Annotated in this window: 16 protein-coding genes; 8 read left to right on the top strand and 8 right to left on the bottom strand. The window is 63.3% G+C overall.

What is annotated here, in order from left to right:
- Window positions 1-2 precede the first annotated feature (2 nt).
- On the bottom strand, window positions 3-1,028 hold the full coding sequence (gene hemB, locus ACSBOB_RS22185; protein ID WP_442578239.1) for a porphobilinogen synthase: 1,026 nt from the start codon (window positions 1,026-1,028) through the stop codon (window positions 3-5).
- 66 nt (window positions 1,029-1,094) lie between these two features.
- Window positions 1,095-1,937 (bottom strand): DUF2066 domain-containing protein, encoded by an 843-nt coding sequence (locus ACSBOB_RS22180; RefSeq protein ID WP_442578238.1) that lies wholly within the window; start codon window positions 1,935-1,937, stop codon window positions 1,095-1,097.
- Window positions 1,938-2,207: 270 nt separating this feature from the next.
- Here ACSBOB_RS22180 and yghU point away from each other — a divergent pair, with 270 nt between their 5' ends.
- From yghU to ACSBOB_RS22165, 3 genes are all read left to right on the top strand, one after another.
- Window positions 2,208-3,083: a glutathione-dependent disulfide-bond oxidoreductase gene (gene yghU / locus ACSBOB_RS22175; protein WP_442578237.1), complete on the top strand. Its 876-nt coding sequence runs from the start codon at window positions 2,208-2,210 to the stop codon at window positions 3,081-3,083.
- A gap of 136 nt (window positions 3,084-3,219) precedes the next feature.
- Window positions 3,220-4,431: an MFS transporter gene (locus ACSBOB_RS22170; RefSeq protein ID WP_442578236.1), complete on the top strand. Its 1,212-nt coding sequence runs from the start codon at window positions 3,220-3,222 to the stop codon at window positions 4,429-4,431.
- Window positions 4,432-4,583: 152 nt separating this feature from the next.
- Complete coding sequence (locus tag ACSBOB_RS22165; protein ID WP_442578235.1) at window positions 4,584-4,871, top strand: helix-turn-helix domain-containing protein; 288 nt, start codon at window positions 4,584-4,586, stop codon at window positions 4,869-4,871.
- A 73-nt stretch (window positions 4,872-4,944) separates the two neighbouring features.
- Here ACSBOB_RS22165 and ACSBOB_RS22160 read toward each other — a convergent pair whose 3' ends face one another.
- The gene (locus tag ACSBOB_RS22160) at window positions 4,945-5,388 is read right to left on the bottom strand and encodes a cupin domain-containing protein (RefSeq protein WP_442578234.1); all 444 of its coding nucleotides are present in this window, start codon (window positions 5,386-5,388) and stop codon (window positions 4,945-4,947) included.
- Window positions 5,389-5,606: 218 nt separating this feature from the next.
- Here ACSBOB_RS22160 and ACSBOB_RS22155 point away from each other — a divergent pair, with 218 nt between their 5' ends.
- The 3 genes from ACSBOB_RS22155 to ACSBOB_RS22145 all read left to right on the top strand — a co-directional run bounded on the left by ACSBOB_RS22155 (window position 5,607) and on the right by ACSBOB_RS22145 (window position 6,971).
- Entirely contained in the window at window positions 5,607-6,050 is a 444-nt protein-coding gene (locus ACSBOB_RS22155; RefSeq protein WP_442578233.1) for an SRPBCC family protein, read from the top strand.
- A gap of 229 nt (window positions 6,051-6,279) precedes the next feature.
- On the top strand, window positions 6,280-6,444 hold the full coding sequence (locus ACSBOB_RS22150; RefSeq protein WP_442578232.1) for a hypothetical protein: 165 nt from the start codon (window positions 6,280-6,282) through the stop codon (window positions 6,442-6,444).
- Window positions 6,445-6,659: 215 nt separating this feature from the next.
- Entirely contained in the window at window positions 6,660-6,971 is a 312-nt protein-coding gene (locus ACSBOB_RS22145) for an endonuclease domain-containing protein (protein ID WP_442578231.1), read from the top strand.
- Window positions 6,972-8,345: 1,374 nt separating this feature from the next.
- Here the strand turns inward: ACSBOB_RS22145 and ACSBOB_RS22140 are convergent.
- Window positions 8,346-12,179 carry a vitamin B12-dependent ribonucleotide reductase gene (locus tag ACSBOB_RS22140; protein WP_442578230.1) on the bottom strand — a complete coding sequence of 1,278 codons (3,834 nt, stop codon included), beginning with the start codon at window positions 12,177-12,179 and terminating at the stop codon, window positions 8,346-8,348.
- 931 nt (window positions 12,180-13,110) lie between these two features.
- Between ACSBOB_RS22140 and ACSBOB_RS22135 the strand changes: the two genes are divergently transcribed.
- Entirely contained in the window at window positions 13,111-17,250 is a 4,140-nt protein-coding gene (locus ACSBOB_RS22135; RefSeq protein WP_442578229.1) for a Calx-beta domain-containing protein, read from the top strand.
- Window positions 17,251-17,608: 358 nt separating this feature from the next.
- On the top strand, window positions 17,609-21,031 hold the full coding sequence (locus ACSBOB_RS22130) for a beta strand repeat-containing protein (RefSeq protein ID WP_442578228.1): 3,423 nt from the start codon (window positions 17,609-17,611) through the stop codon (window positions 21,029-21,031).
- 277 nt (window positions 21,032-21,308) lie between these two features.
- Here the strand turns inward: ACSBOB_RS22130 and ACSBOB_RS22125 are convergent, their stop codons facing one another.
- The 4 genes from ACSBOB_RS22125 to ACSBOB_RS22110 all read right to left on the bottom strand — a co-directional run bounded on the left by ACSBOB_RS22125 (window position 21,309) and on the right by ACSBOB_RS22110 (window position 24,996).
- Entirely contained in the window at window positions 21,309-22,841 is a 1,533-nt protein-coding gene (locus tag ACSBOB_RS22125; protein ID WP_442578227.1) for an inorganic phosphate transporter, read from the bottom strand.
- A 97-nt stretch (window positions 22,842-22,938) separates the two neighbouring features.
- Window positions 22,939-23,430, bottom strand: coding sequence for an NUDIX hydrolase (locus ACSBOB_RS22120; protein WP_442578226.1), 492 nt, complete (start codon window positions 23,428-23,430; stop codon window positions 22,939-22,941).
- Between the two features lie 132 nt (window positions 23,431-23,562).
- The gene (gpt, locus tag ACSBOB_RS22115) at window positions 23,563-24,060 is read right to left on the bottom strand and encodes a xanthine phosphoribosyltransferase (RefSeq protein WP_442578225.1); all 498 of its coding nucleotides are present in this window, start codon (window positions 24,058-24,060) and stop codon (window positions 23,563-23,565) included.
- Between the two features lie 99 nt (window positions 24,061-24,159).
- Window positions 24,160-24,996, bottom strand: coding sequence for a universal stress protein (locus ACSBOB_RS22110; RefSeq protein ID WP_442578224.1), 837 nt, complete (start codon window positions 24,994-24,996; stop codon window positions 24,160-24,162).
- Window positions 24,997-25,084 lie beyond the last annotated feature (88 nt).

The following is a 25,084-nucleotide window of genomic DNA, read 5'->3' as shown; positions in this document are numbered from 1 at the left end:
CGTCAACCCCTCAGCATCTCCGCCACCTGCGGCGCGAAATAGGTCAAAATACCGTCGCAGCCGGCGCGCTTGAAGGCGGTGAGCGATTCCAGCATCGCCTTGTCGCCGTCGATCCAGCCATTCGCGGCGGCGGCCTTGATCATCGAATATTCGCCCGACACCTGGTAGGCGAAGGTCGGCATGGCGAATTCGTCCTTCAGGCGCCGGATGATGTCGAGATAGGGCAGGCCGGGCTTGACCATGAGCATGTCGGCGCCCTCAGCCAGGTCCTGCTCGGCCTCGCGCACGGCTTCGTCCGAATTGGCGTGGTCGAGATAATAGGTCTTCTTGTCGCCCTTCAGCAGGCCCTTCGTTCCGATCGCCTCGCGGTAGGGACCGTAGAAGGCCGAGGCGAATTTCGTCGCGTAGGACATGATCGCCACGTCCTGGAATCCGGCGGCGTCGAGCGCGTCGCGGATTGCGCCGATGCGGCCGTCCATCATGTCGGACGGCGCGATGATGTCGGTCCCGGCGCGCGCCTGAAGCACGGCCGCCGCGGCGACCTGCGACACGGTCTCGTCGTTGACGATCAGCCCATCGCGCAAAATGCCGTCATGGCCATGGCTGGTGAACGGGTCAAGCGCCACGTCGGTGATGACGCCGATCTCCGGCACCGCCTTCTTGAGGGCGCGGGTGGCGCGGTTGATCAGATTGTCCGGGTCGAGGATCGCCGAGCCGGTCTGGTCGCGCAGCGACAGGTCGACATTGGGGAAGGTCGCCAGCGCCGGTATGCCGAGCTTCGCCGCTCGCTCGGCTTCCCTGACGGCGAGGTCGATCGACATGCGGAACACGCCGGGCATGGCCGGAATGTCCTCGCGGCGGTTCTCGCCGTCGATGATGAAGATCGGCCAGATCAGATCGTCGACGGTCAGCCGGTTTTCCTGCACCAGCCGGCGCGACCAGTCGGCCTTGCGCATGCGGCGCAGACGGCGGCTCTGGGTGATCTCGTCGACGCTGCGGCTGCCGGCGGGAAAGGTGTGCTTGTTCATGACGCTGTCTCCAGGGCGGCCTCATAGCACAGGAGGCAACGCCGACCAATGCGACGGGATGCGCGGCTATCGTGGCTGGCCGTTGCCGGAGAGCACCTGCAGGCTGCCGGCCAGCGCATTGCGGAACGCATCGTCGAAGCTGACGCCGCGTTGCTGCCATTCATAAATGATGTCGGAGCTTTGCAGCCGCCACTCGGCGACCCAGCCGCGATCCTCGTCGCTCCACGACAGGCTGCCGGCCAGCGCGGCGGCGCCGTCATAGCGGCTTGCGATCGCCGCGAGGTCGGCCATCTCGACCTTCGGCAAAGTGTCGGCGTTGAGCGCCGCACTGGCCAGAGTCGCCGAATCCGGCAGGCCGACCGGCAGTGCCAGCGGTTCGCCCGCCGCGGCGAGCGACTGGCGGATGGACAGGCCGTCGGCGCCGTTGCGCGACAGCACGAAGGCCTTGTCCGCCTGGCGCACTGCGAGGAAGACGATGAGGCGCGGGCGCTCCTCCAGCCATGGCTTGCGGCCGAGCTTTTGCAGGAAAGCGTCGATCCGGTCGCGGTCGAAGGAGCAATAGAGATCGTGCGGCCGGTCGTGCGTGCCTTGCTCGTCGTGGATCGGGATGCCTTCCATCCGGTCGCGATAGCGATAAGCGGCGACGAAGCCGCCGGCATGCGGCAGCGCGGCGGCGAGGGCCGGATCGTCCAGCACCGTCTGGTCGCCGGAGACCTTGACGAGCACCCTTCGAAAACACTCCTCGAAACCGGGCTGGCGATTTCTTTCGTCAGCGCCTGTGACGATCGCCTGCGTGCTGTAAAGCGCTGAAAGATCCAGCGCCTTCGCCGGCGCAAGCGCGCAAAGCAGCATCGCGGCCAGCAGCAGCCAGAATGAGATATTGCGCAAACCGGTCGTGTGTCGTCTCACCGCAAGCCTCCGTTGCAACCGCCTTTTCGCATGATCCGCCGGAAAACGACAAGCATGGCGGAACGCCGTCCTTGTCGTCGGAAAAGCGAGTTGAGGTTTTTGAGCGGATCGGCCTTGTCGTGCTGGCGGCGCGCCGGTGCGCGACCTATCTGATCTTGACCGACGATCTCTCTCGGCAGACGGTCCGGGCGGGCAGGCGCAAGCATGTGGACAGCCGGCTTTCGGGCGGTCCGCCGAACCAAATCTTCCATCCACGCGGGATTCCCAAAAATGTCCGATGCACAATCCTACACGCCGCCGAAAGTCTGGAGCTGGAAGCAAGGCCATGGCGGTCAGTTCGCCAACATCAACCGGCCGATCGCCGGGGCCACGCATGAGAAGGAACTGCCGGTCGGAAAGCACCCGCTGCAGCTTTATTCGCTGGGAACGCCGAACGGCGTGAAGGTGACGGTGATGCTGGAGGAGCTTCTGGCGCTCGGCCACGAGGGTGCCGAATACGATGCCTGGCTGATCAACATCGGTAAGGGCGAGCAGTTCGGCAGCGGTTTTGTCGACATCAATCCCAATTCGAAGATCCCCGCACTGCTCGACCGCAGCGGCGCGGCGCCGATCCGGGTATTCGAATCCGGTGCGATCCTGATGTATCTGGCGGAAAAGTTCGGCAACGCCTTCCTGCCGACCAGCCAGCCCGCCCGCGCGGAAACGCTGTCGTGGCTGTTCTGGCAGATGGGCAGCGCGCCCTTCCTCGGCGGCGGGTTTGGGCATTTCTTCGCCTATGCGCCGGAAAAAATCGAATACGCCATCGACCGCTACGCCATGGAGACCAAGCGCCAGCTTGACGTGCTCGACCGCCGGCTGGCCGACAACAAATATGTGGCGGGTAGCGAATACACCATCGCCGACATGGCAATCTGGCCCTGGTATGGCGGCATGGCAAAGGGCTGGCAGTATGACGCTGGCGAGTTCCTGGCCGTTCACGAATACACCAACGTCATCCGCTGGGCCGACCAGATTTTTGCGCGACCGGCGGCCAAGCGCGGGCGCATGGTCAACCGCACCAGCGGCGAGCTTTCCAGCCAGCTGCGCGAACGCCACGACGCCAGCGATTTCGAGACGCAGACGCAGGACAAGATCGCGGCGGAATAAGTTCCGCTATCCGCCGCCGCGCCGCGTGACAGCGGCGGCGGTTTGGACAAAAATTCTTCCGAAGTGTCGGGACCCGGCAAGCCTGCGCGTTCCTTGCCCAAGCGGTGTTTCGGCCGTGCCACTTCGGGAGAAGGTCATGAATCATTCCTATCGCTGGGTGATCGTCGCGGCAGGAGGCCTGCTCGGCTGCGTCGCCATCGGCGCCATGTTTTCGCTGCCGGTGTTTTTGCTGACCATGTCGAAGGACACCGGCTGGTCGGTGACCGGCATTTCCAGCGCCATGACCATCGGTTTTCTGGCGCTGGCGGCGGCGAGCATGGTGTGGGGAAACCTGTCCGACCGGTTCGGCCCGCGCCCGGTGGTGCTGGCCGGATCGGTCATCCTGGCGGCGAGCCTGGCGCTGGCCAGCCAGGCGAGGACGCTGCTCGAATTCCAGCTCGTCTTCGGCGTTCTGGTGGGCGGTGCGACGGCCGCCGTGTTCGCGCCGATGATGGCGGCCGTCACCGGCTGGTTCGACACGCAGCGCGGGCTGGCCGTCTCGCTGGTCTCGGCCGGCATGGGCATGGCGCCGATGACCATGTCGCCGCTCGCCGCCTGGCTGATCACCATCCACGACTGGCGGACCGCGCTGCTGATCATCGCGGGCATCGCCGCCGTGCTGATGATCCCGGCGGCGCTGTTCGTGCGCAGCCCCCCGGCGCTGGCCAAAGGCCACGCGGAGACGGCGGAGGAGGGCGGGCCGCGATCGGACATGACGGTGGGCGAGGCCGTGCGCTCGCCGCAGTTCATCTTGCTCCTGCTCGCCAATTTCTTCTGCTGCGCCACCCATTCCGGGCCGATCTTCCATACCGTCAGCTACGCCGTGACCTGCGGCATCCCGATGATCGCGGCCGTCACCATTTATAGCGTCGAGGGGCTGGCCGGCATGGGCGGGCGCATCGCCTTCGGCCTGATGGGCGACCGGTTCGGCGCGCAGCGCGTGCTGGTGCTCGGCCTCTTCGCGCAGGCGTTCGGCGTGCTCGCCTACGTCTTCGTCAGCCAACTCGGCGGTTTCTACGCCGTCGCGGTGCTGGTCGGCTTCCTCTATGCCGGCATCATGCCGCTCTACGCGGTGATCGTGCGCGATAACTTTCCGATGCGCATGATGGGCACCATCATCGGCGGCACCGCCATGGCCGGCAGCCTCGGCATGTCGACCGGCCCGCTGCTGGGCGGGCTGATCTACGACCGTTTCGACAGCTATGCCTGGCTCTATATCGGCTCGTGGGGCATGGGCATCGCCGCCATGCTGATCGCCATGACGTTCCGGCCATTTGCAAAAGCGCAGCCGGCGATGGCGGCGGCGTGAAATCTTGTCGATTCGCGATAGCACCCAGGGTTGTTTTTGCTGCAAAAACACCTCTGGTTGTTGATCGCTGAATGACACGGTGTATCTCTCGACGAATGAAGTCGCGACGTCCCGACAGGCAAGACATTGAGAGAGGCCATCTGATCAAGCGCTTGCGTAAGGACAAGCGCCTGACGCAGGAGCAACTGGGAAGTTTGGTTGACTTGTCCGCAACTCAGATCGGCAAGTACGAACGCGGCGAGAACCGAATGTCGGCAACTCGCTTCGAACAACTTTTGTCCGTTCTGGGAACGGAGCAACCGGCGCGGCCGGGCTTTGCCGAGGCGCAACGCGCCTACCACGTTCCGAAGTTCGATCTGGACGGTTTGGCGCGGTCCTTGAAAACAATCCGTAGGGAAGTTGACCGCTGTCTGAAAATAATGGCCGATGCGTCGGCTTAGCGACTAGGTGTGCGCCGAGCGCCGAATTTGTGGGGCAGGCGAGTAGTTCACGCAGTCGCTGGTAAAATGCAACCTACTGTTTCAAAATCGTGTTCGGCTCGTTGCCCTCGACCTGGTCGATCACCAGCAGCCGCACCATGTCGGTGCCGATGTTCGTGCCCTGGTGCCAGAGGCCGATCATCTCGACGATGAAGTCGCCGGGCTTGTAGTCGGTGCTCTGGCCGGTCTCGGCATTGATGACGCGCAGGTTTCCGGCCTGCACATAGGCGTAGCGGGCATGCGGATGCTTGTGCACCGGCAGCGTGGCGCCGGGTGCGATCTCGAATTGCGAGGCGATGACGCGCGCGTCCTTTTGGGGCAGCACGATCGGCTGGCCGGCGGCGGTGACGTTGGTCGAGGCGAGCGGGGTGACGACCACCGGCTGCGGCGCGGGATCGAGGGCAAGGGCGGGCCAGGCGAACGCCGCCGCGCCGAAAAGCGCCAGCCCGGCAACGGCGTTGCGAAATCGTCCGGTCATTTCACCCCCCCCAAAATTTTGTCCCGGCTGCGTTGTGGCGCGGCGCGGGGCGGGACGCAAGGCTGCCCATACGGCGCGCCGGCGTGTTCGCCAAGCGTGCCTAACAAACGGACAACGGCTGTTTTGGCGTTTCTCCAGATTTTTGACATGCCGGTGTCAGATTTCGCCGGTGGCGCGCGTCCTTGCGGGGTAAGCTGATTCAATCAAGGGAAAGTCAAATGCCCAGCACCATTCGCCTGCACCGCGTCCTGGCAACCAGCCCGGACAAGGTTTTTCGCGCCTTCACAGAAGCCGACGCGCTCGCCAAATGGCTGCCGCCCAACGGTTTCCTCTGCACCGTCCACCATCTCGAGGCGAAGGTCGGCGGCGCCCACAAGATGTCGTTCCGCAACTTCACCACCGGAAACAGCCATTCCTTCGGCGGCAAATATCTCGAACTCGTGCCGGGCGAGCGCCTGCGCTACACCGACCGCTTCGACGATCCGAACCTGCCGGGCGAGATGACGGTGACGGTGCTGCTGAAAAAAGTGTCGGTCGGCACAGAGATCGAGATCACCCAGGAGGGCGTGCCGGACCTCATCCCGCCCGATGCCTGCTATCTCGGATGGCAGGAATCTCTGCGAAACCTGGCGAAGGTGGTGGAGCCGGATATCAAGGAGTAATGCTCCAAGGCAGCAGGCGGTCGGATTGCGGCAAGCGCGCGGCAATCCGAGGCAGGTCTGGGGCGGGTGAAAAATAATCGGTCTCGGAACCCAGGGTCTCGCGTCGGAACCTTGGGTTGTTGCGCGCGCTTCGACCCCATGTATCAGTCCGATCATGCGTTCGCGGAAACCCAGCCCAGAGGATATCGAGAAAGGACGCGACATCCTGGAATGGCGGAAAGCCCGCGGTATGAACCAGGCAACGGCAGGTCATTTGATCGACAAGGCCGCGTCCCAGATCAGCAAGTATGAGCTCGGCAAGAACCGGATCTCGGCGGCCGACTACGAGACACTTCGGCGCGAACTGGCGCCAAAACTTTCCCGACAGGGCTTTGCAGAAGATCAAACCGGATAGAGGGGGCCGGCCTTCAGGCGGGAAGAGGAACTCCAGTTTCTCAACTGGATGATCCGCGTGCTTGAGCGGCGCAGGGCTGAACTTGGCGGAGATTGAAACGCTGAATTCGGATCTCCGGCGATTTACTTGTTCCAACATTCTCATAATCTGGCCGCATGCCGCACCAGCCCGTGCTTCCCGCCAAACGCGGTTTCGCAAAAACTTTGCGCCGTGAGATGACGGACGCGGAGCAAAAACTTTGGAAGGAACTGCGCGGGCGGCACCTCGACCGGATCAAGTTCCGCCGTCAGGTGCCGATTGGACCCTACGTGGCCGACTTCGCTTGCCTGGAAGCAAAACTGATCGTTGAACTCGATGGCTGCCAGCATGCGGGTGAGGTTCGCGACGATATCCGGACGGTGGAACTTACGGCGCGCGGGTTTCGCGTGCTGCGCTTCTGGAACGACGACGTTTTGAGGGAACTGGATTCCACCTGCGACACGATCATCGCGTTTGCGAGGGATACGAGTTTGCAGCCGTGGAGGTGAGCGCTCTTACCTTCTCCCCTTGTGGGAGAAGGTGGATCGGCCGAAGGCCGAGACGGATGAGGGGTGTTGGACGGATCACCACCGTCTCATTCCTTCCAACACCCCTCATCCGTCGCCTGATCTTTCGCTCACTGCGTTCGCTCCAGGGCTCCCCCTTCTCCCACAAGGGGAGAAGGGGGAGCAGTGCGTCGCCGGCCACGCAAATCTCGAGCATTGGCGATATTGATTGGAAGCCGAGGCGGGAGTCGAACCCGCATCTCTTCAGCGCCCCGAAGGGCTAGAAACCGAAGACTCTGTCCGGTTGAGGTACTCGGCGCCTCCTGAGATAGGGTCACTAGCCTCGGATGTGTTTATTCGGGAAACGCACTCTGGCTCGTAAAATTGCACCAGACTGCAGGCGCACGAGGGAAGCCCCAATAGGCGCGAAACGTGAACTGCGTGACCTATGCTATCTCTAAACGTTTTCGAAAGGTCGGCTGCCCATATAGCCTTTCGCATCAAAATTTGATCAATTGCAATATTTCTTTGTTCCGATTCTTTGTAATGTTCGTCAATATGAATCTTAACCAAGTTTACTATTGGGAGTATTTTTAAAGTTGATATCAGGTACCTGTTATATATGTTCTGATAGTCAATTTCGTCATCGCGCAGTTCAGATGTCGCTGGTCCTAAATGCGGCCTCAATCCGGGAAGGTGGTAAAGTATCGTCTGGCGAAGCGAGGCGGGGGCGCTATCTGGTATTCCACCGACGAATCGCGTCCCCTTTTCCGTAGATTCGATGGGTATTTCAATTCTCATCGATTTTAGGTCCGGGCTTAGATTTAAGGAGAAGGTCGTTCGCTCTCCTGTCTTTGCTTCCTTCTGTTGGGTATTTCGTACCAAAGCTGAGTATATCACGTCTCTTATGGCCATAGTCCGCATTAAGCGAGCATAGCCAGTATCCAAAATGCCTTGTAAATTCCGTGAGGGAATGGCCTTTGCCCAGGCCGGCAATTCATTAATATACCCCATCCTTCTCGAGATACGGAATATATAGGATAGAAGAGAGAAATAATATTTTGCCGCTTTTCCGTCGCTGGTTATTTGTTTTGATTGTGGGTATGCGCATATGGATATAGCGAGCGCTGCGTTCAAAAGGGGCTCTTCCGATGCTCTAAACCGAACTTCGGGCGGTGGATCAACTAGCCAATGCTGTTCCTTTAAAATTCTGTCAAAATCGCTCATATGTGTCGTTATAACTCTTTCAAAGCTTTCGGAGTTCAGCCCTATCTTTGGTGTTCTTTGTCACGATATCCTGACGTAATGTTGCTAATTTGTTCTAATAGAACTTTGCGTGCAAGGCAAATGCCTTGCACGCACGAAGACCTTTTTGTCTCAACTACACCCGCTCGTCGCCCCGCAAGTATCGCATTTCTCGCACGTCCCATTCCGAACCATCGTGAAATTCTGGCACTCCGAGCACATGTTGCCCGTATAACCCTGCATCAGCGCCTGCTGCCGGCGTTCGGCGGCGAGCGCCTTGGCGGCGGAGGCGTCGGCCTGGGCCTTGTCGGAAAACAGGGCGGTGGCGGGCGAGGGGGCGTCGAACAGGTCGGGTGGGCTGTCGGCTTCGATGTCTTCGGCGAATTCCGCCGCGCGCTCCTCGTAGTCACGCTTGAAGGCCGTCGCTTCTTCCGAAAATTCGGAGACGACCGGCTTCAGCGCCGTCGCCGCATGGGCCGACGAGATGGAGCGGACGTTGGAGCCGCTCCAGGCGGTCGGGGCGGCGCGGGCAGGGGTTGCCGCAGGGGCGGAAGTGCCGGCCGGCGCCTTGCCGGCAAACCCTTTCGGCTCGCTCGCCACCAGCGTCGGCTTGTGGCCGCGGGTCCAGCCGGTGGAGACGAGGTTGGTCTTGCCTTCCTCGATGCCGCGGCCGAGCGAGGTGTTGCCGAAATCCGACTGGTCGACATGGGCGAGGTCGTGGCGGGCAAGATAGGAGACGGCGAGTTCGCGGAAGACGTAGTCGAGGATCGAGGTGGCGTTCTTGATCGCGTCGTTGCCGATGACCACGCCCGCCGGCTCGAATTTGGTGAAGGTGAAGGCATCCACATACTCCTCCAGCGGCACGCCATATTGCAGGCCGAGCGAGATCGCGATGGCGAAATTGTTCATCATCGCGCGGAAGGCGGCGCCCTCCTTGTGCATGTCGATGAAGATCTCGCCGATGCGGCCGTCGCCGAACTCGCCGGTGCGGAGATAGACCTTGTGGCCGCCGACGATCGCCTTCTGGGTGTAACCCTGGCGGCGGTTCGGCAGCTTTTCGCGATCACGGTAGAGGCGTTCCACCACGCGCTCGACGATCTTCTCGGTGACCTGCACGGCCTTGGCGGCGGCAGGCGCCGCGATCAGCGCCTCGACGGCGTCGTCCTCGTCGTCCTCGTCGTCGGCAATCAGCGAGGCGTTGAGCGGCTGCGACAGTTTCGAGCCGTCGCGGTAGAGCGCGTTGGCCTTCAGCGCCAGCTTCCACGAGAGCATGTAGGCGTTCTTGCAATCCTCGACGGTGGCGTCGTTCGGCATGTTGATGGTTTTCGAGATCGCGCCCGAGATGAAGGGCTGCGCCGCCGCCATCATGCGGATGTGGCTCTCGACCGATAGATAGCGCTTGCCGATCTTGCCGCAGGGATTGGCGCAGTCGAACACCGGCAGGTGTTCGGCCTTCAGGAAGGGCGCGCCTTCGAGCGTCATGGCGCCGCAGACATGGATGTTGGCGGCCTCGATTTCCTTGCGGGTGAAGCCCAGCGAGGCCAGCATGTCGAAGGAGAAATCGTTGAGCTGCTCGTCGGTGAAACCCAGCGTCGTCTTCACCCAGTCGGCGCCCAGCGTCCACTGGTTGAAGGCGAATTTGATATCGAAGGCCGACTTCAGCGCGGTGTTCAGCGCGGCGATCTTTTCGTCGGAAAAACCCTTGGCGCGCAGCGAGCCGGGGTTGATGGTGGGCGCCTGGTTCAGATTGCCGTGACCGACGGCATAGGCGTCGATCTCGGCGATCTGGGATTCGGAATAACCCAGCGTGCGCAAAGCCTCGGGAACGGCGGCGTTGATGATCTTGAAATAGCCGCCGCCGGCGAGCTTCTTGAACTTCACCAGCGCGAAATCGGGCTCGATGCCGGTGGTGTCGCAATCCATGACCAAGCCGATCGTGCCGGTCGGCGCGATGACGGTGGCCTGGGCGTTGCGATAGCCATGCTCCTCGCCGAGTTCGATGGCGCGGTCCCATGCGGCCTTGGCATGCTCGCCAAGAGCTGCCTGCTTCAGGTCGGAATGGGCGAGCGGCACGGGGTTGACCGCGAGCTTCTCGTAGCCGTCGCGCTCGCCATAGGCCGCGCGGCGGTGGTTGCGCATGACGCGCAGCATGTGGTCGGCGTTGCTGTCGTAGTCGCGGAAGGCGCCGAGCTCGCCGGCCATTTCGGCCGAGGTCGCATAGGCGACGCCGGTCATGATGGCGGTGAGCGCGCCGCAGATGGCGCGGCCCTCGGTGGAATCGTAGGGGATGCCGGAGGTCATCAGCAGGCCGCCGATATTGGCGTAGCCGAGGCCGAGCGTGCGGTATTCGTAGGACTGTTTTGCGATCTCCTTCGACGGGAACTGCGCCATCATGACGGAGATTTCGAGCACGATGGTCCACAGCCGCACCGAATGCTCGTAGGCGGCGATGTCGATCGTGCCGTCGGCATTGCGGTAGGGCAGGAGGTTGATGGAGGCGAGGTTGCAGGCCGTGTCGTCGAGGAACATGTATTCCGAGCAGGGATTGGATGCGCGGATGGCGCCGGCAGACACGCAGGTGTGCCAGTCGTTCATCGTCGTGTTGAAATGCAGGCCGGGGTCGGCGGAGGCCCAGGCGGCATAGCCGATCTTCTCCCACAGGTCGCGCGCCTTCAGCGTCTTCATCACCTTGCCGCTGATGCGGCCGGTGAGGTTCCAGTCCTCGTCCTTCTCCACCGCGCGCAGAAAATTGTCCTTGAGCGAGATCGAGTTGTTGGAGTTCTGGCCGGAGACGGTGAGATAGGCGTCGGAATCCCAGTCGGTGTCGTAGGTCTGGAAATCGATCGACGTATAGCCCTGCCTGGCGAACTGGATGACGCGCTTGACGTAGTTTTCGGGAACGGAATCCTTCTTGGCCGCCTTGATCTCGCGCTTCAGCGCGGTGTTGATCGACGGATCGAAGCAATCGTCGTCATGGCCTTCGCAATTGACGCAGGCCTTCATGATCGCGGCAAGATGCTTCTTGACGATCTTGGAGCCGGTGACCAGCGAGGCGACCTTCTCCTCCTCCTTCACCTTCCAGTTGATGAAGGCCTCGATGTCGGGATGGTCGGCGTCGACGATGACCATTTTCGCGGCGCGGCGCGTCGTGCCGCCCGACTTGATGGCGCCGGCGGCGCGGTCGCCGATCTTCAGGAAGCTCATCAGGCCCGACGACTTGCCGCCGCCGGAGAGCTTCTCGCCCTCGCCGCGCAGCATGGAGAAGTTGGAACCGGTGCCGGAGCCGTATTTGAACAGGCGCGCTTCGCGCACCCACAGGTCCATGATGCCGCCCTCGTTGACGAGGTCGTCCTGCACGCCCTGGATGAAACAGGCATGCGGCTGCGGATGCTCATAGGCGGACTTCGACTTGGTCAGCTTGCCGGTGAAGGGATCGACGTAGAAATGGCCCTGGCCGGGGCCGTCTATGCCATAGGCCCAATGCAGGCCGGTGTTGAACCATTGCGGCGAGTTGGGCGCAACGCGCTGGGTGGCGAGCATGTAGGCGAGTTCGTCGCGGAAGGCGAGTGCGTCGTCCTCGGATTTGAAGTAGCCGCCCTTGAACCCCCAATAGGTCCAGGTGCCGGCCAGCCGGTCGAACACCTGGCGGGCGTCGGTCTCGGAGCCGTAGCGTTCGTTTTCCGGCAGCAGCGCAAGGGCCGCTTCGTCGGGCACGGAGCGCCAGAGGAAGGAGGGGACGGCGGTCTCCTCGACCTTCTTCAGCTTCGCCGGCACGCCAGCCTTGCGGAAATACTTTTGGGCGAGGATGTCGGCTGCGACCTGGGAGAACTGCTGGGGCACGTCGATGTCAGCCAGGCGGAAGACGATGGAGCCGTCCGGGTTCTTGATCTCGCTCACCGCCTTGCGGAACGCGATCTCCGCGTAAGGCGACTGGCCGGACCTGGTGAAACGCCGCTCGATCAGCATGGGTATCAGTCCTTCATCAATCTACATATAGCGCTTGCCCGCCGGCCTGCCACCGGCATTCATGGGTCTTGCGCGATCCACCGCTCGCCGCAGCCTTCATGGCCGCGGCACCTTCGCTCCGAAACCTTCCGTCCACGTCCGGAAAGCAGCCCCCTGGAGCGCCTTTTCGGTCCGGAAAGCTGGCCCGTCCCGGCCTGTCTTCCCCATCCTTGGCGATTCTCCGGACAGTCGGCTAACCACTTCATCTAGCGTCTATCGTCGTCCGTAAACACTAAATATAGGTTAACCACACTTTTCCTGCCACATTTTTCCGACGCGGGACGCGAAAAAACAGACACGGAAGCGCCCACGGGAACCCGACCGCCGGGATGGCGGCCAAATGCCTGGAAACGCTTGGAGATCCGCTGAATCAGGCCAGCGACAGAGCCGCCGGTCGCGCCCGCAACAGGAGCACATGATCCATATGAGACGACTCGTTTGGCGGCGTCAACGATTCGTTTGTGCAGCTTTTGTGACCCCAACATCTTGTGGGTGAGGGGTGTGGATAACGGGGATGGCGCAAGCGCCATCGACGGCCCGCGCCATCTGCCGATGCCTCGGATGCTGATGCCCGATCGGTCCGGCCTGCAGGATGAAGGGACGATCCATGAGAAGGCTGCGTCGCCGGGTAGGAAACGGAATGGTGTCCTTTGAATGTGACTTGCCCGGACGGTGGCACTTACTGATCAAAAGCCGAGGGATCACCGTTGCTGCAATGCAGACGGCTAAGAAAACATTCGGGTGGTCGTTCCGGATCTGGCTACCTCAATAGTCTTAAGGAATATGCAAAAGACTCCTTCGATTCAATGTTATGAGAATTGACCATAGTTCAAACGTATGAAATAGATTCAAAATAATTCTCTGTCTGAAATCCTGGATTGAAGGGGGAACGATGCCCGTAGTGAGCATCCTGGGGACGGATGTCGTCGAATCGTCCAACAATTACATAGAGTTCATCGTTACTTTGTCCGAGCCTTCAGTGGATGCGGTCGAGGTGAACTATCGGACGCTGCTGGCGGGGACGGCACAGGACGCCGACCTGTATTATTCTTCGACCAATTCCGACAACAACGGCACGATCGTCTTTGCGCCCGGCGAGACGACCAAGAGCATCTACATCCTGACGGATGGCGACAGCCTCGACGAGCGCGACGAGCATGTGGTGGTCGAACTGTTCGACCCTTCGGCAGGCAGTTCCTTCGCCGGCGGCGGTCCGGTGCTGCGTTCCACCGGGGTGATCCTGGACGATGACGGTAGCGGCTCGAACCTGGCCTTCTTCGTGTCGGACCCGGTCCTGGTCGAGGGCGACAGCGGCAGCAAGACGGCGGTGTTCGAGGTGCGGCTGTCGCAGCCGGCGCCGAGTTCGTTCAGCGCCACCTACACGACGATCGACGGCACAGCGGTGGCGGGCTCGGACTATCAGGCCAAGAGCGGGACGCTGTCCTTCGTGGCCGGACAGGAGGTGGCCTATGTGTCGGTGTCGGTGCTGGGCAACACCGTCTCGGAACTGACGGAAACGTTCTCGCTGGCGGTGACGCCGCCGACGAGCGGGGTGTCGATCGGCACGGCGGGCGCAGTCGGCGAGGCGACGATCCTGGACGACGACACCGGAAGCGGTCCGACGATCTCGATCGAGGGCGATGCCGTCGTCGAAAGCTCCAACAACTACCTGCGCTTCGTCGTCACTTTGTCCGAGCCTTCGGTGGATGCGGTCGAGGTGAACTATCGGACGCTGCTGGCGGGGACGGCGCAGGACGCCGACCTGTATTATTCTTCGACCAATTCCGACAACAACGGCACGATCGTCTTTGCACCCGGCGAGACGACCAAGAGCATCTACATCCTGACGGATGGCGACAGCCTCGACGAGCGCGACGAGCATGTGGTGGTCGAACTGTTCGACCCTTCGGCAGGCAGTTCCTTCGCCGGCGGCGGTCCGGTGCTGCGTTCCACCGGGGTGATCCTGGACGATGACGGCAGCGGCTCGAACCTTGCCTTCTTCGTGTCGGACCCGGTTCTGGTCGAGGGCGACAGCGGCAGCAAGACGGCGGTGTTCGAGGTGCGGCTGTCGCAGCCGGCGCCGAGTTCGTTCAGCGCCACCTACACGACGATCGACGGCACGGCGGTGGCGGGTTCGGACTATCAGGCCAAGAGCGGGACGCTGTCCTTCGTGGCCGGACAGGAGGTGGCCTATGTGTCGGTGTCGGTGCTGGGCAATACCGTCTCGGAACTGACGGAAACGTTCTCGCTGGCGGTGACGCCGCCGACGAGCGGGGTGTCGATCGGCACGGCGGGCGCAGTCGGCGAGGCGACGATCCTGGACGACGACACCGGAAGCGGTCCGACGATCTCGATCGAGGGCGATGCCGTCGTCGAAAGCTCCAACAACTACCTGCGCTTCGTCGTCACTTTGTCCGAGCCTTCGGTGGATGCGGTCGAGGTGAACTATCGGACGCTGCTGGCGGGGACGGCGCAGGACGCCGACCTGTATTATTCTTCGACCAATTCCGACAACAACGGCACGATCGTCTTTGCACCCGGCGAGACGACCAAGAGCATCTACATCCTGACGGATGGCGACAGCCTCGACGAGCGCGACGAGCATGTGGTGGTCGAACTGTTCGACCCTTCGGCAGGCAGTTCCTTCGCCGGCGGCGGTCCGGTGCTGCGTTCCACCGGGGTGATCCTGGACGATGACGGCAGCGGCTCGAACCTTGCCTTCTTCGTGTCGGACCCGGTTCTGGTCGAGGGCGACAGCGGCAGCAAGACGGCGGTGTTCGAGGTGCGGCTGTCGCAGCCGGCGCCGAGTTCCTTCAGCGCCACCTACACGACGATCGACGGCACGGCGGTGGCGGGTTCGGACTATCAGGCCAAGAGCGGGACGCTGTCCTTCGTGGCCGGACAGGAGGTGGCCTATGTGTCGGTCTCGGTGCTGGGCAACACGGTCTCGGAACTGACGGAGACGTTTTCGCTGGCGGTGACGCCGCCGACGAGCGGGGTGTCGATCGGCATGGCGGGCGCAGTCGGCGAGGCGACGATCCTGGACGACGACACCGGAAGCGGTCCGACGATCTCGATCGAAGGCGATGCCGTCGTCGAAAGCTCCAGCAACTACCTGCGTTTCGTCGTCACCCTATCGGAAGCCTCCGACAGCCCGGTCTCCGTCGATTACAGCACCCTCCTGGGCACCGCGGCGGACGCCGACCTGTACTACGCTTCCAGCGATTCCGAAAACAACGGGACTCTGACATTCGCAGTTGGCGAGACGACCAAGAGCATCTTCATCCTGACGGATGGCGACAGCCTCGACGAGCGCGATGAAACCATATTGCTCAGGCTTTCCAACCCGACTGGCGCACAGTTTGCCGGTGGCGGCACCAATCTGCTCTCCGTGGGATACGTATTGGACGATGACGGGGTCGGGCCGAATGTGGCGCTTTCGGCGCTCGATGCCGTCGTCAAGGAGACCGGGGACGCCAGCACCGCGTACGAATTCGCCATCGAGCTATCGCAGACTGCCGATGCGCCGATCACCTTCACCATCGGCGCGACGAACGGAACCGCGGTCGCCGGCAAGGATTTCGACCTTGTCGACACCACGGTGACCTTCAAGGCCGGCCAGACACGCGCCACGGTGACCATCAATGTCCTCGGCGACACGCTCAATGAAGCGGATGAATCCTTCACGCTGAAATTCTCGCCCGTCGCGGGATCGCCAATCGCCGGGACAATGCCGATCCCGACGATAACCATCAAGAACGGTCCGCCACTGGCCGGTCCGACGGAAGGCAACGACATACTGACCGGAACGGGCGGTCCCGACATCATCAATGCGCTGGGTGGCAACGATCAGGTTTCGGGGCTCGGCGGCGACGACCGGCTGGATGGCGGCACGGGCGTCGACAAGCTCACCGGAGGGCTCGGCAACGACATCTTGATCGTCGACAACGCCGGCGACCAGGTTATGGAAGGCTCCAACGAAGGGACCGCCGACCGGGTGATGGCGCGTGCGAGTTATGTGCTTGCCAGCGGCGTCTATGTCGAACAGTTGACGACGACCTCGTCGACCGGCACGGCGGCCATCAACCTGACCGGCAACGCGCTGAGCCAGGAGATCACTGGCAATTACGGCGACAACGTCCTGCGTGATGGCGCCGGCGCCGCGGACGTCCTGAGGGGTCTCAACGGCAACGATACCTATCTGGTCTATACTTCCGGCACCACGATCATAGAGGCCGCCTCGGGCGGCACGGCCGATCGTGTCGCGGCGGGGGTCGACTATGTGCTTGGTACCGGCGTCCATGTCGAGGTGATGACGACGAACGGTTCGGGCGGTACCGCGTCGATCGACCTGACCGGCAATGCGCTGAAGCAGACGATTACCGGCAATGCAGGCGCGAACATCCTGCATGACGGAGGCTCTGGGGCCGCCGATACGATGAGCGGGTTGGGCGGCAACGATATCTACCGGGTCTACAACACCGGCGACATCATTGTGGAAGGCGCCTCGCAAGGCACCGCCGACCGGGTGATGGCGGCTGTCGATTACACGCTCGGCAAGGGCGTTCAAGTTGAAAGCCTGACGACGAACAGTTCCACGAGTACGACTCCGCTCAAGCTGACGGGCAACGAATTCGCCCAGGATATCGTCGGCAACTATGGCGACAACCGGCTGGAGGGCAAGGGCGGCAGCGACACGCTGCGCGGACTGGCCGGCAAGGACACGTTCGTCTTCGCCACGGCGCCGAATGCGGGCAATATCGACACGATCGTCGATTTCAACGCGGCAGATGACCGTTTTCTGCTTTCCGATACCGTCTTCACCGCCTTGTCCGTCGGTACGTTGTCCGCCGCCGCGTTCCGGGCGAACACGACGGGCAGCGCCAACGATGCCAGCGACCGCATCATCTACGAGACCGATACGGGCAAGCTGTTCTACGACGCGGACGGAACGGGCATCGCGGTGCGCATCCATTTCGCCACTGTCGGTACCAATCTGGCGATCACCAACGCGGATTTTTCGGTGGCGTAGCGGCACCGGCGCGGCGTCGCACGGCCGAGCCTGTCTGTCTTCAGAAAACGGGTCGCACCGGTGGCGATCCGTTTTTTCGTTGTTCGCGGCCTATGCAGATGGTTTCGGTTGATCCGGGTTCAACAGTCGACCTTCGTGAGCCAATCATATGTGCTAACTTGCACGTAAATTTGTGATGATCGTAACAGTCAGGTATCGCTGTGCACGCGGCGGCGACATTGCTCCGTTGCAGACCAGGCCGACATCTGCGGTCGTGAAATCTTACCTTGAACCGGCCAGCGCGGGACGTACCCGCGCAACCCGTCCGCCGGTTCGCTCCCGGCGCGATACCCGGCGCCGCTGATCGAGGGCTGAAGCCATGGCTATCTTCACCGGCGGCAACGCCAACGAGACCATAACCCCAGGACTCGTCTCGCCGACCGTCGTCAGCGACGGCGCGCCGCGCCCCGGCGCCGGCGACGACGTTCTGAACGGCAATGGCGGCAACGACACGCTGGCCGGCGGCGGTGGCAGCGACCAGATGCTGGGCGGCGCCGGCAACGACCGCATGATCTGGAATTCCGGCGACGGCACCGACCTGATGGAAGGCGGCGACGATACCGACACCGCCGAGGCGAATGGCGGCAGCGCGGGCGAGGTCTTTTCGATCACCGCCAATGGCACGCGGGTGCGCTTCGATCTGCTCGATCCTGCGCCGTCCTTCCTCGACATCGGCACCACCGAAACGCTGATCGTCAACATGGGCGGCGGTGACGACAAGATCTCCATGACCGGCAACCTTGCCGCGCTGATCAAGATCACCGTCGACGGTGGCGCGGGCAACGACACCATCCTCGGCGGCAATGGCGCCGACACCCTGTTTGGCGGGGAGGGTAACGATTTTGTCGACGGCAACCAGGGCAACGACCTTGCCTTCCTTGGCGACGGCGACGATATCTTCCAGTGGGACCCGGGCGACGGCAACGACACGGTCGAAGGCCAGGCCGGTTTCGACGCGCTATCGTTCAACGGCTCCAACATCAACGAGATCATCGGCATATCGGCCAATGGCGGCAGGGCGCTGTTCACGCGCAACGTGGCCAACATCGTCATGGTCCTGGACGACGTCGAGAGCATCAAGCACAATGCACTCGGCGGCGCCGACGTCGTCAACGTCAACGATCTCAGCGGCACTGACGTCAAGCAGGTCGAGATCAACCTTTCCGGCGTTCTCGGCGGTACGGCCGGCGACGGTGCTGTGGACGACGTCTCGGTGAACGGCACCAATGGCGGCGACTCGATCAAGGTCAGCGGCGGCGCGTCGAACGTCACGGTTTCCGGCCTCGCGACCACCGTCAAGGTGACCACGCTGGAGGCGGGCGACATCGTCCGGATCAATGCGCTCGGCGGCAACGATACGGTCAATGCCGCAACGGCCTTGCATGCGCTGATCCTCAATGGCGGCATCGGCGACGATACGCTGAGGGGCGGCAGCGGCAACGACATCCTGCAGGGCGGCGACGACAAGGACACTCTCGCAGGCGGCCTCGGCGGCGACCAGATGCTGGGCGAGGGCGGCGACGACCGCATGGTCTGGAACTCGAGCGACGGCACCGACCTGATGGAAGGCGGCGACGGCATCGACACCGCGGAAGTCAACGGAAGCGACGGGTCGGAGGAATTCGCCGTCACCGCCAATGGCGCGCGCGTACGCTTCGACCGGCTCAATCCTTCGCCCTCCGCCCTTGATATCGGCACGACCGAAAACCTCGTCGTCGACATGGGCGGCGGCGACGACACGATCGCGATGACCGGAAACCTCGCGGCGCTGATCAAGATCACCGTCGACGGCGGCGCGGGTGACGACACCATCCTCGGTAGCAATGGCGCCGACCTGCTGATCGGCGGCGACGGCAACGATTTTGTCGATGGCAACCAGGGCAGCGATGCGCTGCTGCTCGGCGAGGGCGACGACGTAGCGCAATGGGATCCGGGCGACGGCAACGACACGATCGAAGGGCAGGGCGGCTTCGACGCGCTGAGGTTCAACGGCGCGAATATAAACGAAATCATCGGCATTTCCGCCAATGGCGACCGCGCCCAGTTCACGCGCAACATCGCCAACATCGTCATGGACCTGAACGATGTCGAGCGGATCGAGCATCACGCGCTGGGCGGTGCCGATGCCGTCAATGTCAACGACCTCACGGGCACCGGCGTGAAGGAGGTTTTGGTCGATCTCGCCGCCACGCTGGGCGGCACCGCCGGCGACGCGGCGGTCGACCAGGTCAATGTCGCCGGCACCAATGGCGGCGATGCGGTCAAGGTCACCGGCGGCTCGGCCAACATGACGGTGAGCGGCCTGTCCGCGAAGGTGCTTGTGACCGCATTGGAAATCACCGACGGCGTGGCGATCAATGTCCTTGGCGGCAACGATACGGTCGATGCGTCGGCTGCCCTGCACGCCGTGGTGGTCAACGGCGGCACCGGCAACGATACATTGACGGGCAGCGCCAGCGCCGACTTCCTCGCCGGCGGCGACGATGCCGACACGATATCGGGCGGCTCCGGCAACGACCTGATGTTCGGCGAAAACGGCGACGACCGTCTCGTATGGAATTCCGGCGATGGAACCGACCTGATCGAAGGAGACGCAGGCACCGACACGGTAGAGGTCAACGGCGGCGGCGGTTCCGAGGTTTTCCTGGTTTCAGCCAATGTCGACCGGGTGCGGGTGGAGGGGACCAATCCGGAGCTTTTCGCCCTCGATATCGGCACCAGCGAGGCCCTGGTGCTGAACGCCGGCGATGGCGACGATGTCGTTACGATGACCGGCGCGCTTGGCGCGCTGATCGCGATCAGGGTGAACGGCGGCGCCGGCGACGACACGATCTCGGCAGCCGACGGCAACGACGTGCTTGACGGCGGCACCGGCGCGGACCGGCTGGAAGGCGGTTTCGGCGACGACATCTACATCGTCGACACGCAGGGCGACGTCGTGGTCGAGACAGCGGAACAAGGAGCCGCCGACCGGGTGATGGTGCGCGTCAGCTACACGCTCGCCGCCGACAACGATATCGAACTTCTGACCACCACCAGCGCCTCGGCGACGACGGCGATCAACCTGACCGGCAATGCTCTGGCGCAGGAGATCGTCGGTAATGCCGGCGTCAACGTGCTGAAGGACGGTGGCGGGGCGGGCGACGTGCTGCGCGGCCTCGGCGGCAACGACACCTATCTCGTCTACAGCGCGGCGACGACCGTGATCGAAACCGCGACGCAGGGCAACGCCGACCGTGTGCTGGTCAATGTCGACTATGTTCTGAGTTCGACCGCGCATATCGAGCAACTGGCAACGACCAGCGGCGCCGGCAAGGCGGCGATCGACCTTACCGGAAATGCGCTTGGCCAGGAGGTCATCGGCAATGCCGGCGACAACCGCATCGACGGCAAGGGCGGCGGCGACACGCTGCACGGCCTCGGCGGCAACGACACATTTGTTTTCTCCACCGCGCTCGGCGTCGGCAATGTCGATACGATTGTCGACTTCAGCACGGCCGACGACCGCTTCCTCCTGTCCGACGCCATCTTCACGGCGCTTTCGACCGGCGTGCTCGCCGCCGCGGCGTTCCGGGTCAACACGACCGGCGCGGCCGGAGACTCCACCGACCGCATCATCTACGAGAGCGATACCGGAAAGCTGTTCTATGATGCGGACGGCACGGGCGCGGGCGCCGGCATCCACTTCTCCACGGTCGGCATCGGGCTGAACCTGACCAACGCGGATTTTTCCGTGGCATAGCCGGTGTTTTCAAACCGGCGATGCGGAGTCTCGTAGGGCGGAGGCAACGGGTCATTTGCCTTGACCGTCGGCGCTGCCCCTCATCCGCCCTTGGGGCACCTTCTCCCGTAAAGGACGGGGAGAAGGGACAAGCGTCGACGTTGCGGCCAGCCTCCTTCTCCCTATTCGTCACGGGGAGAAGGTGCCGGCAGGCGGATGAGAGGCAGCGCCGACGATCAAAGGAAGCAGCCACTGGTCATTCGGGGTGGGGCTATCAGCGCCGCCCGATCCTTCGCCGTCAAGACACCGCGCTGAGCAGCAGGAAGAGCCCGGCCGACAGCAGCGCCGAGACCGGAACCGTGGTGACCCACGCCGCGACGATGCGGATCACATGCGAGCGCCTGACCAGCCGCCGGTGGATGATTTCCTCGCGCGAGACGACTTTGTCGTCTTCGTCGTCGTCCGCCGCTTCCGGCTTTCCTGACGCAGCCCTTTCGGCGAGGCGCAGGGCATTCCTGCGCTCGATATAGCGGCGGCGCTGCCTCGAATTCGCGATGTACCACTCGCGAAAAAAGCCGACGCCGAACACCGCTCCCACGGCGATATGCGTGGAACTGACCGGCAGGCCGAACCACGAGGCGACGATCACCGTCAGCGCCGTCGACAGCGCGACGCAGAACGCGCGCATCGGGTTGAGTTTCGTGATCTCGCCGCCGACCATGCGGACCAGGCGCGGCCCGAACAGCAGCAGGCCGACCGATATGCCGAGCGCGCCGACGACCATGACCCATTGCGGCGCGGCTTCGGCGCCGCCGGGCGTGGCGGCGCGCACGATCGCCGCCAGCGGGCCGACGGCATTGGCCACGTCGTTGGCGCCATGCGCGAAGGACAGCAGCGCCGCCGAGATGATCAGCGGGACCCGGAACAGCTTTTTCAGCGACTGGTTGCGGTTCTCCATGCTTCGCGATGCGCGGCGAACCTGGGCATGGGCTATGGCCCAGATGGCCGCGAAACCGGCGATACCGATCGCTGCCAGCGCGGCAGCCGAAAACGATGCTACGTTCTCCAGGCCCTTCAGCGCCAGGTAGGTCGAGAACGATCCTGCCATCAACGCGATCAGCAGGGGCACCCAGAAGCGCGCGGCGGCGATCTTGTCGACGCGGTAGATGATCGCCGCTTCGACGAAGGCGAGCAAGGCGGCGGCGATGATGCCGCCGAGGATCGGGGAGAACACCCAGCTCAAGGTGATCGCCCCCATCGCCGCCCAGTTGACGGAGGCAAAGCCGGCGGCGGCCATGCCGCCGCCGATGACGGCGCCGATGATCGAATGCGTGGTGGAGACGGGAGCCCCGATCCAGGTCGCGAGATTGATCCAGAGCGCGGCGGACAGGAGCGCCGCGAGCATGACGCGGATCATCGTCGGCGCGTCGACGGTGGCGGGAAGGATGATGCCGCCCGAGACAGTATCGACCACGTCGCTGCCGGCGATCAGCGCGCCGGCGGTTTCGCACACGGCAGCCATGGCCAGCGCGCCGCCCATGGTCAGCACCTTGGCGCCGACCGCCGGCCCGACATTGTTGGCGACGTCGTTGGCACCGATGTTGAGGGCCATGTAGGCGGCGAGCGCGGCCGCGACGACGATGACGACGGTTCGCGGCTCGCCGCCGGTCACCACCGATGCGAGGAACGCGACGAGGGCCAGGAACAGCAGGGCGATCCCCGGGGCGATCAGGCTCCGGGCGACGACGTTGGTCGCCTCCTCGACCTCGCCCAGCCGGGCGAGATCCTTGTCCAAGGTTGTCTTGCGCGGCGACGCGCTGGTCTGAGCCATAACGGCCTGTCCCGGATGTCGATCGAATCAGCCGCTCAGGCGGCTCCGGCGATCAGAATGGGAGAACAACCATGTCGGGAGAATGTTTCCGGACAGGTCAGGCGGCGGAGCGTCTCGGGTTCATGGAGAACCGGGAGATGAGGTCGGCAAGATCGTGCTCGCGCACGCTGCGCGCGGCTTCGAGCGGCGAGAACCATTGGCGCTTGCGCTGCTTGCGCTCGGGCCACTTGTCCTTCACCTGGTCGATCTCCATGGGGAAGACATGCACCTCGCAGCGCTTTTCCGCGCCGGACGGCTGCAGCTTCGCATAATAATAGCATCCGAGTTCGGACCGGGCGATCGCGCCGTCTATGCCGGCTTCTTCCGATGCCTCGCGCGCAGCCGCGTCCCACAACGCCTCATTGCCTTCGGGCCAGCCTTTCGGCAGCACCCAGCGGCCGGTGTCGCGGCTGGTGATCAGCATGATCTCGACGCCGTCCGGGCCCTTGCGCCAGGGCAGGGCAGCCACTTGCACGCGACAGGGAGCGCCGCCGAGAAGGCGCCTCACTCTGTCGGCGAAATAGCTCCGCCTGCTGTGCCCGATGTCCATTTTCCTGCGCCTACCTCACCCGAGATTCGTTTGCCGTCTCACAACTATTACGGTTAATTATCCGTAAGAAAAGTAAAAAATGCGGAAACGGACAGAACGCCACAAGTTACGGCATGTCCGTTTCCAGATCGTTCAGCCCGCATGGTCGTCCGCGATAGGTTTCTGATAAGTGAAACCCATGTCCCACGGGAAATAAATCCAGGTGTCCTGCGAGACTTCGGTGACGAAGGTGTCGACCAGCGGGCGGCCCTTCGGCTTTGCATATATGGTGGCGAAATGCGCTTTTGGCATCATCGCCCGCACAACCGCTGCCGTTTTTCCGGTGTCGGTGAGATCGTCGATGATCAGCACGCCCTGGCCTTCGTTTTCGAGCAGGGCGGGGGTGACCTCCTTGAGGATCGTCATTTCCCCTTGCGACGTGTAGTCGTGATAGGACGCGACCGAGACGGTCTCGATGACGCGGATGCTGAGTTCGCGCGAGATGATCGCCGCCGGCACGAGGCCGCCGCGCGTGATGCAGACGATCGCCCGCCACTGCTGGTTGGCGCCTGCCAGCCGCCATGCCAGCGCGCGTGCGTCGCGGTGGAACTGGTCCCACGAGACGGGAAAGGCTTTTTCCGGAAGGGACATCGAAAGCGCACTCCTTTGCGCGCCGTTCGAGCGCGAAATGAAAGAGGAATGCGGGTTGAATTAGCGGTGAGTCGCCTGCCTTGGCAAGCCTTTGCTCCGTCAATGCGACATGAAGCTGGGGACCGGCATGGTGTGCAGCACCGTGCGCGTCACGCCGCCGAACAGCAGCTGCCTCAGCCATGAATGGCTGTAGGCGCCGAGCACCAGAAGGTCGGCGCCGGTGGCGGCCACGCGGTCGCGGATGACCTCGTCGACGCTGCGCCCTTCGGAGGCTTCCGTGGCGACGGTGACCTCCGCGCCGTGACGGGCGAGGGCGGCAGCGAGCGACGAGGCGCTGGCGCCCGTCTCGTCGCCTTCTTCAGGCGGATCGACGACGAAAATCTCGGTGGCCTCGGCTTCCACGATCAGCGGCAGCGCGTCGAAGACGGCCCGCGCCGCCTCCTTGCTGCCGTTCCAGGAGACGAGGACGCGGCCGAAGGCCCTGGTCAGCGGTCCGGCATAGGGAACGACGAGGACGGGCCGGCCCGATTCGTAGATCACACCCTCGATGTTGGGCGCGTCGTCGGTCGCCCAGTCGGGGTTGCGCTGGGCGGCGATGACGAGGTCGGCCGCGCGGGCAAGGGTGGCGCCGGTATAGGCGCTGTCACCGGAAAAGCTGGTGAGGGTGTGCCACTCGAAACTCTGCTCGGCCCCCTTCATGCGTTCGGCGAACAGGGTCTCGACCTCCTTGGTGCGTTCCGCCGCAGCTTCCGTCGCCGTTTCGATGACGCCGACATCGGGGAATCCGACCGCGGCGCTGTAGGCGACGGGAATCGGCTCCGCATGGATGCCGACGAGATGGGCGCCCCAGGCCTGCGCCAGCGGCACGCCGCAATCGAGCACGCGCTGGGCGTCTTCCTTGCTCTGGAGGATGACGGCAATCGTCTTGTAGCTCATCGGACGCTCCCTCGGTCTGCTTGTTCCGCATTGCGGAGTCTAGAAAAACATTCGGCCCGCCGTCATGGTTCCGGTCCGCGCCGTTTCG

The sequence above is a fragment of the Mesorhizobium sp. KACC 23794 genome, assembly GCF_052180275.1.
Lineage (GTDB): Bacteria > Pseudomonadota > Alphaproteobacteria > Rhizobiales > Rhizobiaceae > Kumtagia.
This window is presented reverse-complemented; position numbering and strand designations above follow the sequence as displayed.

Bases quoted from the DNA above. Each gene is read 5' to 3' on its own strand.
- hemB (WP_442578239.1), bottom strand. From the start codon at position 1,028: ATGAACAAGCACACCTTTCCCGCCGGCAGCCGCAGCGTCGACGAGATC.
- yghU (WP_442578237.1), top strand. From the start codon at position 2,208: ATGTCCGATGCACAATCCTACACGCCGCCGAAAGTCTGGAGCTGGAAG.
- ACSBOB_RS22170 (WP_442578236.1), top strand. From the start codon at position 3,220: ATGAATCATTCCTATCGCTGGGTGATCGTCGCGGCAGGAGGCCTGCTC.
- ACSBOB_RS22160 (WP_442578234.1), bottom strand. From the start codon at position 5,388: ATGACCGGACGATTTCGCAACGCCGTTGCCGGGCTGGCGCTTTTCGGC.
- ACSBOB_RS22155 (WP_442578233.1), top strand. From the start codon at position 5,607: ATGCCCAGCACCATTCGCCTGCACCGCGTCCTGGCAACCAGCCCGGAC.
- ACSBOB_RS22150 (WP_442578232.1), top strand. From the start codon at position 6,280: ATGAACCAGGCAACGGCAGGTCATTTGATCGACAAGGCCGCGTCCCAG.
- ACSBOB_RS22145 (WP_442578231.1), top strand. From the start codon at position 6,660: ATGACGGACGCGGAGCAAAAACTTTGGAAGGAACTGCGCGGGCGGCAC.
- ACSBOB_RS22140 (WP_442578230.1), bottom strand. From the start codon at position 12,179: ATGCTGATCGAGCGGCGTTTCACCAGGTCCGGCCAGTCGCCTTACGCG.
- ACSBOB_RS22135 (WP_442578229.1), top strand. From the start codon at position 13,111: ATGCCCGTAGTGAGCATCCTGGGGACGGATGTCGTCGAATCGTCCAAC.
- ACSBOB_RS22130 (WP_442578228.1), top strand. From the start codon at position 17,609: ATGGCTATCTTCACCGGCGGCAACGCCAACGAGACCATAACCCCAGGA.
- ACSBOB_RS22125 (WP_442578227.1), bottom strand. From the start codon at position 22,841: ATGGCTCAGACCAGCGCGTCGCCGCGCAAGACAACCTTGGACAAGGAT.
- ACSBOB_RS22120 (WP_442578226.1), bottom strand. From the start codon at position 23,430: ATGGACATCGGGCACAGCAGGCGGAGCTATTTCGCCGACAGAGTGAGG.
- gpt (WP_442578225.1), bottom strand. From the start codon at position 24,060: ATGTCCCTTCCGGAAAAAGCCTTTCCCGTCTCGTGGGACCAGTTCCAC.
- ACSBOB_RS22110 (WP_442578224.1), bottom strand. From the start codon at position 24,996: ATGAGCTACAAGACGATTGCCGTCATCCTCCAGAGCAAGGAAGACGCC.